The 18,052-nt window shown below is 72.5% G+C and carries 10 protein-coding genes; 6 read left to right on the top strand and 4 right to left on the bottom strand.

Annotated features, from left to right (window positions below; all coding sequences use genetic code 11):
* Positions 1 to 49 precede the first annotated feature (49 nt).
* The 6 genes from WME89_RS15105 (at position 50) to WME89_RS15080 (ending at position 12,140) form a co-directional block, all read left to right on the top strand.
* Positions 50 to 2,194 carry an FHA domain-containing protein gene (locus WME89_RS15105; protein ID WP_438009860.1) on the top strand — a complete coding sequence of 715 codons (2,145 nt, stop codon included), beginning with the start codon at positions 50 to 52 and terminating at the stop codon, positions 2,192 to 2,194.
* 42 nt (positions 2,195 to 2,236) lie between these two features.
* On the top strand, positions 2,237 to 4,555 hold the full coding sequence (locus tag WME89_RS15100; protein ID WP_438009859.1) for a protein phosphatase 2C domain-containing protein: 2,319 nt from the start codon (positions 2,237 to 2,239) through the stop codon (positions 4,553 to 4,555).
* A 140-nt stretch (positions 4,556 to 4,695) separates the two neighbouring features.
* The gene (locus tag WME89_RS15095; protein WP_437309815.1) at positions 4,696 to 4,830 is read left to right on the top strand and encodes a hypothetical protein; all 135 of its coding nucleotides are present in this window, start codon (positions 4,696 to 4,698) and stop codon (positions 4,828 to 4,830) included.
* A gap of 228 nt (positions 4,831 to 5,058) precedes the next feature.
* Positions 5,059 to 8,169, top strand: coding sequence for an FHA domain-containing protein (locus tag WME89_RS15090; RefSeq protein WP_438009858.1), 3,111 nt, complete (start codon positions 5,059 to 5,061; stop codon positions 8,167 to 8,169).
* A gap of 7 nt (positions 8,170 to 8,176) precedes the next feature.
* A complete protein-coding gene (locus tag WME89_RS15085) occupies positions 8,177 to 11,008 on the top strand; it encodes a TonB-dependent receptor domain-containing protein (RefSeq protein ID WP_438009857.1) in 2,832 nt (943 codons plus the stop codon).
* Between the two features lies 1 nt (position 11,009).
* On the top strand, positions 11,010 to 12,140 hold the full coding sequence (locus WME89_RS15080) for a hypothetical protein (protein ID WP_438009856.1): 1,131 nt from the start codon (positions 11,010 to 11,012) through the stop codon (positions 12,138 to 12,140).
* Positions 12,141 to 12,192: 52 nt separating this feature from the next.
* Here WME89_RS15080 and WME89_RS15075 read toward each other — a convergent pair whose 3' ends face one another.
* From WME89_RS15075 to WME89_RS15060, 4 genes are all read right to left on the bottom strand, one after another.
* Positions 12,193 to 13,062 carry a PTS sugar transporter subunit IIA gene (locus WME89_RS15075; protein ID WP_438009855.1) on the bottom strand — a complete coding sequence of 290 codons (870 nt, stop codon included), beginning with the start codon at positions 13,060 to 13,062 and terminating at the stop codon, positions 12,193 to 12,195.
* A gap of 3 nt (positions 13,063 to 13,065) precedes the next feature.
* Positions 13,066 to 15,261: a cation:proton antiporter domain-containing protein gene (locus WME89_RS15070; protein WP_438009854.1), complete on the bottom strand. Its 2,196-nt coding sequence runs from the start codon at positions 15,259 to 15,261 to the stop codon at positions 13,066 to 13,068.
* Positions 15,262 to 15,598: 337 nt separating this feature from the next.
* The gene (locus tag WME89_RS15065; protein ID WP_438009853.1) at positions 15,599 to 17,293 is read right to left on the bottom strand and encodes an SDR family NAD(P)-dependent oxidoreductase; all 1,695 of its coding nucleotides are present in this window, start codon (positions 17,291 to 17,293) and stop codon (positions 15,599 to 15,601) included.
* A 112-nt stretch (positions 17,294 to 17,405) separates the two neighbouring features.
* Entirely contained in the window at positions 17,406 to 17,972 is a 567-nt protein-coding gene (locus WME89_RS15060) for a hypothetical protein (protein ID WP_438009852.1), read from the bottom strand.
* Positions 17,973 to 18,052 lie beyond the last annotated feature (80 nt).

Here is an 18,052-nt window from a genome sequence, read left to right as displayed (position 1 = left end):
ATCCCCACGCATGACTCCCTCTCATGACGCGACCCGCCCGATCCACTCCATGAGCGCCTCCACATGTCCCGGGAGGCGCGGGGGCAGAGCCCGGCTCTGCGCCCCGCTCCTCGCGCTCGCGGCCGCCGTCCTCGCGCTCGTCGCCGGACAGCCCCGCGCCGAGGCCGCCCCCGAAGCGCACCTGCTCCGCATCGACCCGCGCGCGAGCACCGTGGACGGCTCGCCCGTGCTCACGACCGTGCTCGAGGTGGTGCAGAACAAACGCCTCAGCGACATCACCCGCACGTGCGCCGCGCTCACGGGCGACGCGAACCTCGACTGCATCGCGGACGCCATCGAGCAGCCGTCGGCGCTCTACTCGTCCTTCGATTTCCCGGACAAGAACGCGATCTTCTCCGTCACGGTCGACGGGACGGACCTGCCGGCGAAGTTCGAGTCGAAGGTGCGGTGGGGCGACAGCGCCGGCCAGCCGGGCGTCGGGACGGCGTGGCTCATCCTGATCGACGCCGCGTCGAGCATGGGCACCCGCTTCGACGAGGCGAAGGCGGTCGCGAGCGCGTTCGTGAACGCGATGCAGCCGAACGACATCGTCGACGTGATGTTCTTCAACGACCGCGGCGTGGTCGAGGACTCGAAGTGGGTGAGCAACAAGCAGACGGCGGCGCAGACCATCGCCGGCGCCGCGCGCACCTACCCGACCCAGGGCCGCACCCGCCCGCTCTTCACGATCATCAAGAACGCCGCGACCGACGCGTTCAAGGAGCTCGGCAACGCCGGCCAGGGGGTGCCGGTGCCGATGCACCAGGCGATGGTGGTCCTCTCGAACGGCTCCGCCGGCGCGGACCCGAGCTCGACCGCCGCGGCGTCGAACCTCCTCCGCGACTACCTGACCAAGGGGCGGTTCCCCGAGAACAACGACGTCCTGCCGAAGACGCCGGTGCCCGTCATCTCGATCTGGTTCCCGAGCCGGCTCGTCGAGGAGTTCACGGCGAACGCGCGCGAGTTCATGGAGGGGATGGCGAACACCGAGATCGGCGGCTTCTTCAGCGTGGTGCGCGACGGCCAGCAGCGGCGCGCGGCCAACATCGTCAACGCGATCCGCACCCGCTTCAACAAGATGCACATCGTGAAGTGGCGGGTGTCTTGCGTCGCGCCGAGCATCACGCAGACCTTCAAGCTCGCCTTCATCAACACGGATCCGCCGATCGCCGGCGACGCCACGTTCCAGAACGTCCCCGTGGGCATCGATCCCACCGCCTGGCCGCTCGACATCGACCGGGACGCGACCGATCGCGCGGCGAAGAAGTCGCCGATCTACCCCGGCAGCACGGTCAAGATCTTCGGCAACTTCTGCTGGGGCGGCAACGCGCAGCGGGCCGAGATCTACATGGTCCCGAAGAACCAGGCGGCGCCGCAGTCGCTGCAGGGCGGGAACCTCGAGGACGCGAAGAAGGCGCAGCGGACGCTGATCGAGGGCGGGATGCGCGGCAAGGCGATCTCGGCCGGCGACAGCGTCGTCGAGTTCGAGCTGCCGGACACGGACAAGTTCCTCGTGGGCAAGGGCGACCAGATGACGGCGCGCCTCATCGTCTACGACAACCAGGCGCGGCGGACGAGCGCGGTCACGGCCGACAAGATCCTCACGATGAAGGCGAAGGAGGCGCCGCTGCCCTACCTGCTCATCGGCGGCGTGACCTTCGGCGGCGTCGTCATCGTGCTGCTGCTCGTGTCGATCTTCCGCGGCGGCGGCGGCAAGCGCCGCGGCGCGGTCGCGGCGGCGCCCCCGAGGCCGATCGTGGCGGGCGGCGGGCCGCCGGCTCCGCCGTACGCGCCGGCGCCGCCGCCCCCGGGCGACTTCGGGTACGGCGGCGGGCCGATGATGGGGGCTCCCCCGGGCGGGGCCAGCCGCGCGACGCTCTCGGGCCCGGCGGGCATCTACACCGTGCACCCGGGCACCGAGGTGCGCGCCGGCCGCGACGGCGCCACGTGCCTGATCGCGCTCTCGGAGCCGCGGGTGTCCGGCACCCACGCGAGCCTGAAGCTCGAGGCCGGCCAGCTGTTCGTGCGGGACGAGGGGTCCAACAACGGGAGTTACGTGAACGGCCAGCGCATCGCGGCGTCCGTGTGGACGCCGGTGCCGCCCGGAGCGTCCTTGCGGTTCGGCCCCGTCGAGTTCAGCGTCCGTTTGGAGTAGCGTGTCCGAGGCCTGGCCTCACGCCCCGAGCGACGCTCCCCCATGATGCCCCCGACCGAGTCCTCCGTGCACCTCAAGATCGAGTTCGCCCAGGCCAGCGATGCGGGTCGGGATCCGAACAAGCAGGTCAACGAGGATGCGTGCGGTTACGCCGAGACCAAGTTCGGTCACCTCTGCGTCCTGTGCGACGGCATGGGCGGGCACTACGGGGGCAGCGAGGCGAGCCGCACCGCCATCAAGACGATCTTCGAGACGATCGAGCAGACGCCGGCCACCGTGGACCCGCGGGCGGCGCTCAAGGCCGCGATCGAGGAGGCGGGGCGCCGCGTCTACCAGCTGGGCGGGCCGGCGGACAACCGCGTCCGGCCCGGCTCGACCGTCGTCGCGATGATCCTCCACGACGCCGGCGTCGACATAGCGCATGTCGGCGACAGCCGCGCGTACGTGATCCGGAGCCATCAGATCTATCCCCTCACGCGCGACCACTCGATGGTGCAGGGGATGGTCGACGCGGGCATGATCACGGAGGCTCAGGCGATCGGCCACCCCGACGCGAACAAGATCACGCGCGCCCTCGGGATGAAGCCGGAGGTGGAGGTCGAGGTCCGCCCCGAGCCGATGGAGCTGTACCCGGGGGACGTGCTGATCCAGTCGAGCGACGGCCTCACCGACCTCGTGCTCAGCGGGGACATCCTCGGGTGCACGCGGCAGGCGCTCGCGTCAGGCTCGGTCGAGCACGCGTGCAGGATGCTCGTGCAGCTCGCGAACCACCGCGGCGGTCACGACAACATCACCGTCCAGATGGCCCGGGTCCTCGAGACGGGCAGCCGCTCGCTGACGATCGCGCAGGGGCCGCCCGGAGCCGGCAGCGCGGGCGCGGACGAGCCGCGCGCCTCGAATCCGCAGGAGACCGTGGCGATGACCCGACCCGACGAGGCGTCGAGCGGCCAGCAGAGCCCCGCGGATTCGCCGCCCACCAGCAGCGCGCCGGCGCTGCGCCCGGCGCCCGCCAGCAGCGCGACCACCGTGGTCCCGACCGGCGTCGACAGCACGCCCGCCCCGGCCCCGGCGGCGGCCAGCAGCGCGCCGCTCCAGCGCCCGACGGTCACCGACGGCGCGTCCGCCGCGGCCCCGGCGGCGGCCAGCGGCGCGCCGCTCCAGCGCCCGACGGTCACCGACGGCGCGCCCAGCGTGGTCCAGACGGTGACGGACAGCCTGGCTGGCGTGGTCCAGACGGTCACCGACAACCTGCCCCCCGTGGCCCCGGCGGCCGCCGGCAGCACGCCGCTGCCGCGTCCGATGACCATCGACAGCGAATCCGCCGTGGTGCCGACGGTCACCGACAACCTGCCCCCCGTGGCCCCGGCGGCCGCCGGCAGCACGCCGCTGCCGCGTCCGATGACCATCGACAGCGAATCCGCCGTGGTGCCGACGGTCACCGACAACCTGCCGCCCGTGGCCCCCCCGGCTGCCATCGGCGCCCCGCCCCTGCGCCCGACCGCCATCGACAGCGCGCCTGCCGTGAGCCCGACAGCCATGGACACCGCATCGGCGCTGCCCCCGACCGTGCCGCCGGCGCCTCGCGTGACCGCGCCTGACGCGCCCGCGGTGCTGTCCCCCCTTCCTCTGAGCGCCCCCGCCCCCACGCCGCCGATGGCGCAGGGCGCGCCACCGGGCGCGCCGCCTCATCCAGGTTCGTTCGGCGCACCGCCTCCTCCTGGCGCCGCCTACGGCGTGCCGCCTCACCCGGGTTCGTTCGGCGCACCGCCTCCTCCTGGCGCCGCCTACGGCGTGCCGCCTCACCCGGGAGCTGCCCTCGGAGCGTCGCCTCACGCCGGCGCCCCCCACGGCGCGCCGCCTCACCCGGGCTCCTTCGGCGCGCCGCCTCACGCCGGCGCCCCTTACGGCGCGCCGCCTCACGCCGGCGCCCCTTACGGCGCGCCGCCTCACCCGGGCTCCTTCGGCGCGCCGCCTCACGCCGGCGCCCCTTACGGCGCGCCGCCTCACCCGGGCTCCTTCGGCGCACCGCCTCTGCCTGCCGCCGCCTTCGGCCCGCCGCCTCACCCGCTCGTCCAGGACGCTCCCCCGGCCTCCGTCGCGTTCGCCGAGCACCGCGCGGCAGCGCCGGGCAGCGCCCTCGCCGGCGCCCCGCACCACCACCTCGCGCCCGCGCCGCCGCACGCTCACGGCTACGCCGCAGCCGCGCCGGGCTTCTCTGGCCCCATGTCATCGCCCGCGGCGTCGAGCGTCCCGACCACCGTGCGCACCCCGCGCGGCGTCTACATCGCCGCCATCGCCGCGGCCTCGGCCGTGATCGTCGCGCTGCTCGCCGTCCTGCTCTGGAAGCTCAGCGGCGACTGAGCGCGAAGGCGGAGAGACGTCCCCACGCGCATCCGTGCGCCCGACGACTCACAATGAGCGCCGCGCGACGATCTCGGCCGTGAAATGCAATTGAAGAAGGACCAGATTCCGGATTAGCCTAGCTCTCCGGAGGTTCCTCCATGCCTGGAGACCAAGAGCTCGAGTATGGAAACGACATGGACGGCACACCCGCCGACATGGAAGACGAGCCCGAGTCGCTCCGCCGGCCCTCCCTCGAGGAGACCCGCGCCGGCTTCATGCTCCTCGATCTCTGATGCGCTGAGCCGCCCGGCTCCCGCCCGTCACGAAGCTCCGCTCTGACGCTCTGTTCGACCAGCAGGCGAAAGCCTCCCGCCGTCGCGCGCTGCCTGCCCGCGCGCGCGACGCGGCAGCCGCTCGCCTCGCCACTCCGCGCGCGCGAACACCGCGGCGCCATCGCGGCGCACGCACGACGCGCCTCTTTCCTTGCCCTCCCCCACCGCCTGTGGTGAAACGCGGCCCGAATGATCCCGGGGCTAGGCAAACAAAGCATCACGATCGGCAGCGCTCCCACCTGCGACGTGGTGCTCGTCGCTCCCGGCGTCCTGCCCGAGCACGCGCGCATCATCAACCAGGGTGGCGGCAAGCTGCTCTTCGCCTGCGGACAGGGGCCCGCGTCGGCGAACGGACGGGCGCTCGCGCCGGGAGAGCAGCTCCCGTTCGACTTCCGCACCCAGTTCGTCGTCGCGCAGACGCCGGTCCCGCTCAACCATCCGGCGATCACGCTGATGCTCGCGTCGCCCGGCACGCTCGCGCCCGCGCCCGGCCAGGTCGTGATCGGGCGAGACCCCGCGCGCGCCTCCCTGGTGCTCCAGCACCCGAGCGTCTCGAGCCAGCACGCGACCGTCACGCTCGATCGCATGATGGTCATCGACCACAACTCGACGAGCGGCACGTACGTGAGCGCGCAGCGCATCGCGCCCGGCACGCCGACGCCCATCGATCCGCAAGGCGCAGTCGCCTTCGGGCCCGTCCCGGTCCAGATCAGCCTGCTCGCCCAGCTCGCCCAGGCGGCCCGCATGTCGGCGCTGCCAGGCGCGCCGGGCGCCATGCCCGCCGGGAGCGCCCTGCCGCCGCAGCCCGGCGGCAGCTACGCGCCGCCGCCGCAGCAACACGCCGCCGGCGGCTACGCGCCGCCGCAGCAACACGCCGCCGGCGGCTACGCGCCGCCGCAGCAGCCCGCCGCCGGCGGCTACGCGCCGCCGCAGCAGCCCGCGCACGCCGCGTCGGCGCTGCCCGCCGCGGGCGCGCCCGGCAAGAAGAACAAGACGGTCCTCGGCCAGCTCGACTTCTCCGGCGGTGGGTCGAACGTCAAGAAGATCGGGCGCACGCCCGACAACGACATCGTGCTCGCGCACCCCCAGGTGTCGAGCCACCACGCCCTCCTGCACTCGATCAGCGGGCAGCTCTACGTCGAGGACCGCGGCAGCGCCAACGGGACCTACGTCCGCGGCAACCGCATCGCGCCCGGCCAGAAGATCGCCGTCCAGAGCGGCGAGAAGATCTACATCGGGCCGATGCCCCTCCAGATCGAGATGGGGGGCGCGGGCGCCGTCGAGGTCATCCAGGAGGAGTACTCCGCCGATCGGTGGGCAGGGCGCCCGCTCTACGAGATCGAGGCGTGGAGCCTCTCCCTCCAGGTCCCCGACCGGGACAACCCCCAGGAGCAAAAGACGCTCCTCGACAACGTGTCGTTCAAGGCGCTGCCGGGCGACATGATCGCGCTCATGGGGCCGTCGGGCGCCGGCAAGACGACGCTCCTGCTCACCCTGAACGGCTACCTGCCGCCCACGAGCGGCGTCGTCCGCATCAACGGCGAGGACCTCTACAACATCTACGACACGCTCCGCGGGTCCATCGGCTACGTGCCGCAGGACGATCTCGTCCACCCGGAGCTCACCGTCTTCGAGGCCGTCCGCTACAGCGCGAAGTTCCGCCTGCCGCCCGACTACACCGAGGCCGAGATCGACGCGCGCGTCGAGCAGACCATCAAGGATCTCGGCCTCGAGGGCGTCAAGAACCTCCAGATCGGCAAGCCCGAGAACAAGATCCTCTCGGGCGGGCAGCGCAAGCGCGTCAACATCGCGCTCGAGCTCGTCACCGACCCCGTCATCCTCTTCCTCGACGAGCCGACCTCGGGCCTCGCCGCCGACGACACGACCGCGCTGATCACCTTGCTGCACGACCTCACGAAGGCGACCGGCAAGACGATCATCATGACGATCCACCAGCCGGCGAAGGACGAGTTCGAGAAGTTCAGCCACGCGCTCATCCTCGGCTACGGCGGCATCCCGACGTTCTTCGGGCCGACCCGGCCCGACGCCTACCGCTTCTTCGGCACCTGGAAGGAGCGGCACGGCCAGCCCAACGACGTCGACAACCCGCGCGACATGTTCGAGATGCTCGCGCTCCGGGAGCGGCCGATCTTCGAGCAGCTCCGCGCGCGGGACCCGAACGTGTCCCGCAGCGAGGCCCGGAGGCTCGCGGCCATCGAGTGGCGCAAGGAGTTCTTCACCGACGCCAACCCGACGTACAGGCGCATGTACTCCGGCCGGCGGGAGATCGGCACCGGGCAGGGACAGCGCGGCATCCCGGCCGGGCGCGCCACGACCAAGGGCCAGCTCCGCCTGCTCCTGTCGCGCTACTTCAAGGTGAAGAAGCGCGACATCGCCGGCACCCTGATCATGCTCCTCCAGGCGCCGATCATCGGCATCCTGCTCGCGATCGTCTTCGGCGGGCAGGAGAAGGCGATCCCGGCCTGGTGCCTCGGCGCCCTCCAGGAGCTCGGGCGCCGCGCCGGGGGCCCGGACCAGAGCACCGACATCCTCAAGGGCATGGAGGTCAGCACCGATCACACGGCGGCGATCTTCTTCCTCGTCGTCGCCGCGGTCTGGTTCGGCACCTCGAACGCGGCGCGCGAGATCGTCAGCGAGCGGGCCATCTACCTCCGCGAGCGCATGGTCAACCTGGGGCTCGTCAACTACGTGCTCTCCAAGTACCTGCTGCTCGCCGGGTTCTGCCTCGTCCAGTGCACCATCCTGCTCGCGATCGTGTTCTTCACCCTCGGCTTCCACGGCGGCGTACAGGCGTTCGCCATGCAGCTCGCGGCGCTGACCGCGACCTCGCTCAGCGCCGTCGCGCTGGGGCTCCTCCTCTCCACGGTGGTCGCCTCGTCCGAGGCGGCGATGGCGCTCACGCCGATCGCGCTCATCCCCCAGGTCGTCCTCGGCGGGCTCATGGTGCCGATGACGACGGTGCCGCACCTCCGGCCGCTCATGTACATCATCCCCGCGCGCTGGGGCTTCGAGGGGGCGATCGCGCCGGAGCGGCTCGCGACCGCGGAGGACCCGGCCTGGGTCATCGATCTGCACCGCACCGACTCGCTCCCTGCGGAGTTCATCGAGGGCGGCAAGTTCAAGTGCGCCATCGCGCAGATGGCGGCCGACAACTACGCGGGCGCGTGGGGCTTCACCACGTACGACCAGACCTGGATGCCGTACGCGGTGCTCTCCGGGATGACGCTCCTCATCCTCGTCACGCTCTGCGTGGTCCTGAAGCGGCGCGACCCGGTGTGACCTCGAGATGACGCAGGAGCCCGCCCCCATCCGCGCCGGAGGCCCGCTCCCGCGCCGCTCCCGGAGGCCGCGCGCCGCCGCGCTGGCGGCCCTGCTGCTCGCCGCGCTCCCGCCCTCCCCGGCGCGCGCGCAGCAGCAGCAGCAGGGCCAGGGGGCGCCGCAGGCGCCCGCGGAGCCGCCGAGCGTACCGCGGGGCGAGGGCGGCGCGATCGTCACGCCCGCCGCCCCCCCGGTCGCGCCCGCAGGGCAAGCGACGCCGCCGCGGGCGCTCAACTACACGCCGCCGGAGTACCCGCCCGAGGCCGAGAAGCAGGGGCTCCAGGGGGCGGTGACCCTGCAGCTCGACATCGACCGCAACGGGCGCGTGAAGCAGGCCGTCGTCATCGAGAGCGCCGGCAACGGGTTCGACGAGTCCGCGGTCGCCGCGGCCCGGAAGCTCGAGTTCGAGCCCGCGCGCCGCGCCGACGGCACCCCGGCCGCGGCGCGCATCCGGTACCGCTACACGTTCACGCTGAAGACCGCCGCGCCGCCGCCCGCGGCCCCGGGCGAGCTCGCGCCGATCGCCGACAACCTCCGCGGCACCGTGCTCGCGAGCGGCGGCGACGTCCCGCTCGCGGGCGCCACGGTCTCCGTCGCGCCCATCGCCGGCGGCGGCGCGGCGCTCTCTGGCGGCGGCCGCCAGGCGCCCGCCGCGGCGCCGGAGGTCACCACCGACGAGAGCGGCGGCTTCGTCTTCCTCGACCTGGCGCCAGGGCGCTACCAGGTCACCGTCGCTGCGCCCGGGTTCGAGCCGCTCTCCGTCGAGGAGGACGTCACCGCGGGCGAGCAGGTCGAGGTGAAGTACCGGCTCCTGCCGAGCGGCGAGGGCCTCGAGGTCACGGTCCGCGGCGACCGCCCGCCGCGCGAGGTCACGAAGCGCACGCTCGAGCAGCGCGAGATCAACCGCATCCCCGGCACGAACGGCGACGCGCTGCGCTCGCTCCCGAACCTGCCGGGCGTGGCGCGCCCGCCCGTCATCGCCGGCCTGCTGATCGTCCGCGGCGCCGGCCCGCAGGACACGCAGGTCTTCGTCGACGGCACGCAGGTGCCGCTCGTCTACCACTTCGGCGGCCTCTCCTCGGTCGTGCCGACCGAGATGCTGAAAGTCATCGACTTCTACCCCGGCAACTTCAGCGCCAAGTACGGCCGCGTGCAGGGCGGCATCGTCGACGTGGGCCTGCGCTCGCCCAACGAGGACGGCGAGCTCCACGGCCTCGCGCAGATGGACCTCATCGACGCGCGCGTGCTGCTCGAGGGGCCGGTGCCGTTCCTCGAGAACACCCGCTTCATGGTCGCGGGCCGCCGGAGCCACATCGGCGAGTCGTTCGGCCCGGTGCTCGAGGCCGCGGGCGCGGGGGTCACCCAGGCGCCCGTCTATTACGACTACCAGGTCCTCCTCGAGACCGAGCCGACGCCCTCGTCGCGCGTCCGCCTCACGTTCTTCGGCTCGGACGACGCGCTCGAGCTGCTCCTCAGCGATCCGCAGCCGAACGAGCCGGCGCTCTCCGGCAACGTCGGGCTGCACACCGCGTTTCAGCGGCTGCAGCTCCGCTACGACCACGAGCTCACCGACAGGGACCGGCTCGACGGCGTGCTCGCGATCGCGCGCGACGACGCCGACTTCGGGATCGGGCCGATCTACTTCCAGCTCGATCTGAAGACGCTCTCCGGCCGCCTCGAGTACGCGCGGCGGGTGGCGAAGGGCGTCGTCTTCAACGCCGGGCTCGACGTCTTCGCCGGCCTCTACGAGGTGAACCTCCGTGCCCCCGCGCCGAACCGCCCCGGCGAGCCGCCGAACCAGCCGTTCTCGACGCGCACCCTCCAGGAGGTCTCGCGCGACGGCGACTTCTTCTACCCCGCGGCGTACGCCGAGCTCGAGCTCGCCCCGAGCCCCCGCGCGAAGATCGTCCCGGGTCTGCGCCTCGACTACCAGGACCTGAACCAGCAGGCGACCGTGAGCCCGCGCGTCAACGGGCGCTTCGACGTGGTCCAGGGGTTCCCGCGGACGACGGTGAAGGGCGGCGTCGGCGTGTTCCACCAGCCGCCGCAGTTCCAGGAGGTGATCCCGCCGCTCGGCAACCCGGGCCTGAAGTCGACCCGCGCGCTGCACTACGCGCTCGGCGTCGAGCAGGAGGTGACCCAGAACATCGAGGCGTCGGCCGAGGGGTTCTACAAGCAGCTCGACGAGCTCGTCGTCGGCGTGAACCGGCCCGGCTCGATCCAGCTCGACTACCAGAACCTCGGCTCCGGCAGGGTCGTCGGGGGAGAGTTCCTGCTCAAGTACAAGCCCGGCGACCGCTTCTTCGGCTGGGTCGCGTACACGCTGTCCCGCAGCACGCGGGTGCCCGGGCCCGGCGAGGCGGAGCGGCTCGTCTCGTTCGATCAGACCCACATCCTGACGGTGCTCGGCAGCTACCGCCTGGGCGACGGCTGGGAGTTCGGCGCCCGGTTCCGCCTCGTCTCCGGCAACCTGGTCACCCCCAACGCGTGCAACGTGAACGAGCTGAGCTGCGATCCGTACCGCACCAACGCGCTCTTCTACGCGCCCACCGGGACCTATACGCCCATCCCCTTCTCCACGCCGAACAGCGAGCGGCTCCCGCCGTTCCATCAGCTGGATCTGCGCCTGGACAAGACGTGGAAGTTCCCGCGCTGGCGGCTGTCGGCCTACCTCGACGTGCAGAACGTCTACAACAACGCGAACAGCGAGGCGGTTCAGTACAACTACGATTATACAGCCCGACAGTACGTCACAGGGCTGCCGATCTTGCCGAGCTTCGGGCTGCGAGGAGAGTTCTGAGATGCGATCCACGCGGGCGATGAGCGGCGCGGGCGGCGCGGTGAAGCGCGCCGGCGCAGGTCGCGGGCGCAGGTGGCGGCGCGCGCTGCTCGCGACGCTCGCGCTGGGAGCGGTCGCCGCGCCGGCGATCTCCTCGGGGTGCGTGGCCGGCTTCGACCCGCCGAGCCTCGTGGACGGGCTGCGCGTCTTCGCGGTGGTCGCCGACAGGCCGTACGCCAACCCCGGCGAGCAGGTCACCTTCCAGATCCACTACCAGGACGGGCTCGGCGGCGCGGAGGGCGGGACTCGGCCGGTGAACGTCTACTGGTTCGGCGGATGCGAGAACCCGATCGGGGACGACTACTACGGCTGTTACCCGCAGTTCGCCGAGCTCGCCGCGCAGCTCGACGGCTGGGAGCCCGGCGACCCGCTGCCCGAGCTCGACGGCGTGCCCCCCGGCTTCGGCGACACGTACACGGTCACGATCGGGGACGACATCCTCGTCGGCCGCCAGCCCCCGGTCTCGGGCCCAGCGTACGGGAGCGCGTACGTCTTCTTCGTCGCCTGCACCGGGACGCTCGGCGCGGTGGAGGACCAGGGCACCGGGCGCGCCGGGACCTTCCCCGTCGGCTGCTTCGACGCCGACGGGCGCCGGCTCGGCCCGGACAGCTTCGTCGCCGGCTACACGCAGGTCTACGTCTTCGGCGACGGGCGCGTGAACGCGAACCCCGAGATGCAGGGGCTCACGCTCGATGGCGCGCCGCTGCCGGAAGACTTCGCCGACATCCCCACCGTCCCCCCTTGCCCCGTGGGCAAGGAGGAGCGGCGCGAGGTCGGGTGCAGCGCGGAGGACCCGTTCGTCGAGTGCCCCTCGTACGACCTCGACGCGCTCCTCGACGCGAGCGTGGCGGAGCCCGATCCGGACGCGCAGCAGCAGGCGCTGAAGGAGATCGTCTGGATCGACTACTTCGCCGACCTCGGGGATCTCGACCGGGGGATCAAGCTCGTGAGCGACGCGTCCAAGGGGTACCTCGGCGACCACGCGGTGAACTGGATTCCGCCGGCGGAGCCCGGGATCGCCACGCTCACCGCCGTCCTGCGCGACACGCGCGGCGGCTCGTCGGTCGTGCAGCGCCGCGTCCGCGTCAAGTGACGGCGGCCCTCCACGGCCGCAGTGCGCGCCGCCGCCGCGGAGGTCGCCAGCGTCAGCTGCAGCCGGCTTCCATCTGCGCGAGCTGGTCGATGAGCTGACCCGGGTCGCGCGCGGCGCAGAGGACGTCGGCGGCGTTGTGGCTGGCGAGCCTGGCCACCTGCGCGAGCAGCTCGAGGTGCGCGCGGCCGCCCTCACCGCAGATGAGGACGACCAGCAGCCGGAGCGGGGCGCCGCCCGGCGTCGGCATCGCGAGCGGCTCCGCCAGCGTCGCGAGCACGGCCGCCTGACAGGCGCCGGGGACGATCGCGTGCGGGACCGCGACGCCGTTGCCGAGCGCGCTGGGCGACTCGCGCTCGCGCCGCAGGAGCTCCTGGGCGAGCGCGCTCGCGGACAGCGCGCCGCACTTGGGGACGAGCCGGGAGGCGGCGACGTCGATGACGTCCTCGATGTGCGCGCACGAGAGGTGCAGGACGATGCGCTCGGGCGTGAGCAGCTCGCTGAGCCGCCGCGCGGGCGCCACGCCGAAGGGCGCGCTCACCGGGAACTCCGCGTCGATGAACGCCTTGACGCGCGCGAGCTGAGGGCCGCTCAGGTCGCGGCGCGCGAGCTCGAGGAAGAGCGCGTTCGCCGCCGGGACGCGCTCGAGGTAGCGGGAGACGAGCGGCTCGACCTGGTGGCCGAGCTCCAGGAGCACCGCCGGAGGGAGCTCGAGCGCGCTCGCGATCGCCGTGAGCCGGTCGGGCGTGGGGATGGCGTCGTGCCCGTGCTCGACGCGGCTCAGGTAGGCGCTGGAGACGCCGATGCGGTGCGCGAGGGCGCGCAGGCTCAGGCCCGCCTCGACGCGGAGGAGCCGCAGCGCGGCGCCGAACTCGGCGAGCGCGCGCGCCCGCGCGGCGCTGTCGGCGTCGGAGAGCGCTGGCATGGGTCAGGAGCGATCGGGCCCGGCCGTGAGCGCGGTCGAGAGCATCGGCTGGGAAGGCGCTGCCGCCTGGGCGGGCACCGCCGCGAGCTCGTAGCAGCGCACGACGAGCAGCGAGGTCGGGCACCCCTGGATGATGTGCTCGGCGCGGATGCCGAACCGGCGCTGCGCGAGGCCCCACTCGGACCCGACGCCGACGAGGACGAGATCGTAGCCGCGCCCCGACTCCTCCAGCGCCGCGTCGGCGGGCGAGTCGTGCTCGACCACCTTGAGCGTCACCTTGGACTTGCGCAGCGCGCCGCCCTCCTCGCCCTCGAACACCTGGTCGACCATCTCCTGCGCGCCGAGCGCGTCGTCGGTCCGACGCTTCGGGTTGACCACGTGGAGGATGGTGACGTCGGCGCCGACCTGCTGCGCCAGCCGGCGCGCCAGCGCGAGCGCCGCCCTGTCGTGCGCCGTGCCGTGGAACGGCACGAGCAGCTTGCGGACCGCGGTGAGCCCGCGATCGATGAGCACGCCGACGTCGGTGCGGGCGGAGCGCATGACCTCGTAGACCGTGCCGCCGAGCACTGTCTGGCTGAGCAGCGGCTTGTGCCAGCCGACCAGCACGAGGTCGGCCTGCTTGACGTCCGCGACGTTGCAGATGTCGTGGCTCGGCTTGGGCGAGACGAAGGACAGCGTGCGGACCTCGATGTCGAGCTCCTTGGCCCGCGACAGGAGCGGCGAGAGCGCGGCGGCCCCCTGCCGCTCGGGCCCCTGGTCCATGTGGAACGAGCCGCGGTCGGTGGGCGGGATGAGGCGCAGCGCGTAGAGGCGCCTCGCCTCGGGGCCGCGGCCGGCGAGCGCGCTCGCGAGCGTCACCATGCCGGGGCCGGAGCGGTCGTAGGAGACGCACATGAGCACGGTGAACACCTCCGCCGTGGCGGGGAGGGGCGTGCGCCCCGGCGCGTCGGCGAGCTCCTTGGCCAGCTCCTCCGGCGGGTAGATCCAGCGCAGGAGCGGCGAGGTCATGAAGGTGGTGACCAGCGCCATGAGCACCATCATCGTGAACAGCTTGGGCGAGATGATGCCCAGATCGAGCCCGAGGTTGAGGACGATGAGCTCCATCAGCCCGCGGGTGTTCATGAGGATGCCGATCGCGCTGGCCTCGCGCCAGTTGAGGCCCGTGATGCGGGCGGCCACGGCGCTGCCGCCGAACTTGCCCGCGCAGGCGACCACGATGATGAGGCCGCACATCACCCAGCCATCGGCCGAGTTGAGCAGCCCGATGTGGGTGCGCAGGCCGCTGAAGGCGAAGAACAGCGGGAGCAGGAAGACAACGGCGAAGTCCTCGAGCTTCTCGGCCAGGCTCTTCGCGAAGCCGGTGCCCTTCGGCATGATCGCGCCCAGCATGAAGGCCCCGAACAGCGGGTGGATGCCGATCATCTCGGTCGTCCAGCTCGACACGAGGAGCAGGAGCAGCGTGATGGCGACGAGGTCCTGCGAGAGCCCTTCCTTGCTGGCGCCGCGCTCGCCGAGGCGGGCCAGGAACGGCCGGACCAAGAACATCATGCCGGCGATGTAGGCGAGGGCGAAGAAGGTGGTCCAGACGGCGCCCACGAGCCCGGTGGAGCGCGCGATCGAGACGACGAAGGCGAGGACGCACCAGGCGGTCACGTCGTCGACGGCGGCGCACGTGATCGTGAGGGCGCCGACCTTCGTGCCCAGCAGGCGCTTGTCGGTGAGGATGCGCGCGAGCACCGGGAAGGCCGTGATGCTCATGGCCACGCCCATGAAGAGCGTGAACGACGCGAACGGCACGGAGCTCTCGGAGAGCCGCGGGTACAGGTAGAGCGCGAGGAGGCCGCCCATCGCGAACGGCAGGACGATGCTCGTGTGGCTGATGAGGACCGAGGCGTGGCCTCGCCCGCGCAGCAGCTTCGGGTCGAGCTCCAGCCCGATGAGGAACATGAAGACGATGAGCCCGACCTCGCTCACCAGCTTCAGGAGCGGCAGCGACTCCTTCGCGAACAGGACCGCCGACGTGTCGGGAAAGAGCCAGCCGAACAGCGATGGCCCGAGCAGGATGCCCGCCGTCACCTCGGCGATGACCATCGGCTGCTCCAGCTTGCGGGCGAGCAGGCCCACGAGCCGCGCGCAGGCGATGATCAGGAACGCCTGAATGAGGAAGCGGGTCAATGAGTTGTGGATCAGCATCTCCATGGAGCGCGCTCCCTCCTGGTAAGTGTTAAGTTATCGCTTATCAGCGGCCCGTCTCGGCTGTCAAGAAAGGACGCGCGGCGTCAATGCGAGCGGGCGCACCAGCGGACGAGGCCGGCGGGAACGCGCGAGCTGGTGGGGTGGAGGAGCGTCCGCGCGGAAGCACGCGGGCTGTGGTGAAGGCGTGGTGAAGGCGCGCCTGCCGCGGACGCGTGCGGGCGTCCGATCGCGGCATCGAGTCACGACCGGACGGACTCTGCTCTGGAGCTGACGCGCGAGCGTCCCTGAGGCGCGAGCGTCCCGAGGCGGCGCGGCGCCCTGGCGCGGGCGGCGGCGGCGCTTACCAGTCGGTCGGCATGTAGTCTTTGAGGAACTGGCCGTGCACGTGCTGGCCGCTCAGCAGCCCGGAGAAGATCGGATCGCAGATGCGGGCGGCGCCGTCGACGATGTCGAGCGGCGGGTGGAAGCCGTGCTCCTCGAGCTTGCGGGCGGCGAGCGCCGCGGGGTCCTCGTCCGTGACCCACCCGGTGTCGACGCTGTTCATGAAGATGCCGTCCTTCGCGTAGTCGGGCGCGGAGGTGCGCGTCATCATGTTGAGCGCGGCCTTTGCCATGTTGGTGTGAGGGTGCCTGTCCGTCTTGTACCGGCGGTAGAACTGCCCCTCCATCGCCGACACGTTGACGATGTGCCTGTCAAAGGTGGGCTGTCGCAGCATGAGCGGCTTCAGCCGGGAATTGAGCACGAAGGGGGCGACCGCGTTGACGAGCTGCACCTCGAGCATCTCGGCGGTCGGGACCTCGGTGAGGGTCAATCGCCAGCTGTTGATCGCCCGGAGATCGACCTGCTGGAGGTCGGGGTCGTAACGGCCCTTGGGGAAGAGCACGTCGTCGAGGGGCTCGTCCCCGGGGCCAGGGATCTGGGAGAGCAGCGCGGGCTCGCGGAGGCCGGCGGAGGGGTCGCCGCCAGCGACGAGGGGGAGCGCGCCGCGCTCGCGGAGCGCGTCGTACTCCCGCAGCAGCGGCCGCGCGGCCTCCGGGAGGGCGTGGACGGGCGCTGTCTCGCCCTCGATCAGGTGAGCGTAGAAGCCGGGCGGGCGCCGCACGGTCTGGCAGGCGTTGTTGATGATGAAGTCGAGCCGATCGAGCGTGCGGAGGAGGTGGCGCGTGAAGCGCTCGACGCTCGGCGTGTGGCGGAGGTCGAGGCCATAGATGGACAGGCGCGAGCCCCAGACGCCGAAGTCGCGCTCGGCCGAGAAGCGGAGGGAGGCGTCGTGCGGAAAGCGGGTCGTGACGATCACCCGCGCGCCGGCGCGGAGCAGCAAGATCGCGGCCTGATAGCCGATCTTGACGCGGGCGCCGGTGACCAGCGCGACGCGGCCGCCGAGCGGCGCCGTCTGGCTGCGCTTCGCGAAGTTGAAGTCGCCGCAGGGGCCGCACATCGCATCATAGAAGAAGTGCACCTTGCGGAACTCGGCCTTGCAGACATAGCACTTGCGCGGCTTGGCGAGCTCCGGCGCGCCGCGCTCGCTCGGCGGCACGGGCCCGCCGGCGGCGGGCTCAGAGGGGGAGCCCAGCGCGGGGGCGGCGGGCTCGGTGACGGCGGGCTCGGTGACGGCGAGCTCGGTGACGGCAGGCTCGGTGACGGCGGGCTCGGTGGCAGCGGGCGCGGAGGGGGAGCCCAGGGCGGGGGGCGAGCCCAGCGCGCGCGGGGGAGCCAGCGAGAGGGCGTCCGGCGTCCGGAACACGGGCTCACGGCGGGCGACGCGGATGCCGACCGCGTCGAGGAGCGCGGTGTCAGCGGACCTCTGCGCGCGCCGGTCGCTCTTGCGGAACGCCCTGGCGAGCTCCCGCTGCTCGGCGCGCTCGGGGCGCGAGACGCGGCCGGCGGCGAGGAGGAGCCGGCGGCGGTCCTCGGCGCTGATCGAGGCGAGCTGCGCGCGGTCGTCGACCAGGGACTCGAGCACCCTCAGGCAGGTGTCGAGCTCGGCGGGGGTGAACGGTCGGCCTGCGCCGGCAGCTTCGCTCTCGGAGCTCATCGAAGCGGCGGTGCATAGCACGCAGGCGCGCAGGAGCGAACCGGGGGGCCGCGGCGGCCCCCGCGAAGGAGCGAAGGGCACGCAAGTCCGTGAAAGGGCGAGGCGCGGAGGATCAGCGCTGGTACGAGCAGGGCTTGCCGTCCGCGCCCGTCTCGGCGGGCGCGCCCGAGGCATCGATGGTCAGCGTGGTCGGGAACGGCTGGCCGCCCGGCCCTTGCGACGCCTCGGCCACCGACAGCGAGAGGGCGTCGCCGGAGCGCTTGAACGCCCCCTTGCGGTGGATGATGCCCGACCAGATGCACGCCACCCGCGGCGGACAGGGAGAGACGCGATCTTCCGCGGCGAAGCTGCCGCCCTTCGCGAAGGAGAGCACGCGCTCGTATTTGCGCGGGGCGCACGCGGCGGATCTCCAGGTGCCGAGCAGCGCGTCCTCGCCGGGCCCCGGGGTCGTCGTCGGCGCCTGCGTCGGCGCAGAGGCGGTCGGCGCCTGCGTCGGCGCAGAGGCGGTCGGCGCCTGCGTCGGCGCAGAGGCGGTCGGCGCCTGCGTTGCAGGCGGCACGGAGGGCTCCACGGTCGAGGCCGGCGGGCTCGGCTCGGGCGCTGGCTCCCGCGGCCCGTTTCCGGTGCATGCAGCGAGCCACGTGAGCAGCGCGACGAGGGGGAGCGTGGAGGTTCGCATCACGCGCGCTCATCCCATGTCGGCTCAACGCCCGCAACCGCGAGCGGCGGCGGTGACGGGCGCGGCGGGGATGGGAGCGC

The organism is Sorangium sp. So ce321, from assembly GCF_051530195.1.
In the GTDB taxonomy this organism is placed as follows: Bacteria; Myxococcota_A; Polyangia; order Polyangiales; family Polyangiaceae; genus Sorangium.
This window is presented reverse-complemented; position numbering and strand designations above follow the sequence as displayed.

Coding starts and splice junctions, on each gene's coding strand:
- WME89_RS15105 (WP_438009860.1), top strand. CDS start 50: ATGAGCGCCTCCACATGTCCCGGGAGGCGCGGGGGCAGAGCCCGGCTC.
- WME89_RS15100 (WP_438009859.1), top strand. CDS start 2,237: ATGATGCCCCCGACCGAGTCCTCCGTGCACCTCAAGATCGAGTTCGCC.
- WME89_RS15095 (WP_437309815.1), top strand. CDS start 4,696: ATGCCTGGAGACCAAGAGCTCGAGTATGGAAACGACATGGACGGCACA.
- WME89_RS15090 (WP_438009858.1), top strand. CDS start 5,059: ATGATCCCGGGGCTAGGCAAACAAAGCATCACGATCGGCAGCGCTCCC.
- WME89_RS15085 (WP_438009857.1), top strand. CDS start 8,177: ATGACGCAGGAGCCCGCCCCCATCCGCGCCGGAGGCCCGCTCCCGCGC.
- WME89_RS15080 (WP_438009856.1), top strand. CDS start 11,010: ATGCGATCCACGCGGGCGATGAGCGGCGCGGGCGGCGCGGTGAAGCGC.
- WME89_RS15075 (WP_438009855.1), bottom strand. CDS start 13,062: ATGCCAGCGCTCTCCGACGCCGACAGCGCCGCGCGGGCGCGCGCGCTC.
- WME89_RS15070 (WP_438009854.1), bottom strand. CDS start 15,261: ATGGAGATGCTGATCCACAACTCATTGACCCGCTTCCTCATTCAGGCG.
- WME89_RS15065 (WP_438009853.1), bottom strand. CDS start 17,293: ATGAGCTCCGAGAGCGAAGCTGCCGGCGCAGGCCGACCGTTCACCCCC.
- WME89_RS15060 (WP_438009852.1), bottom strand. CDS start 17,972: ATGCGAACCTCCACGCTCCCCCTCGTCGCGCTGCTCACGTGGCTCGCT.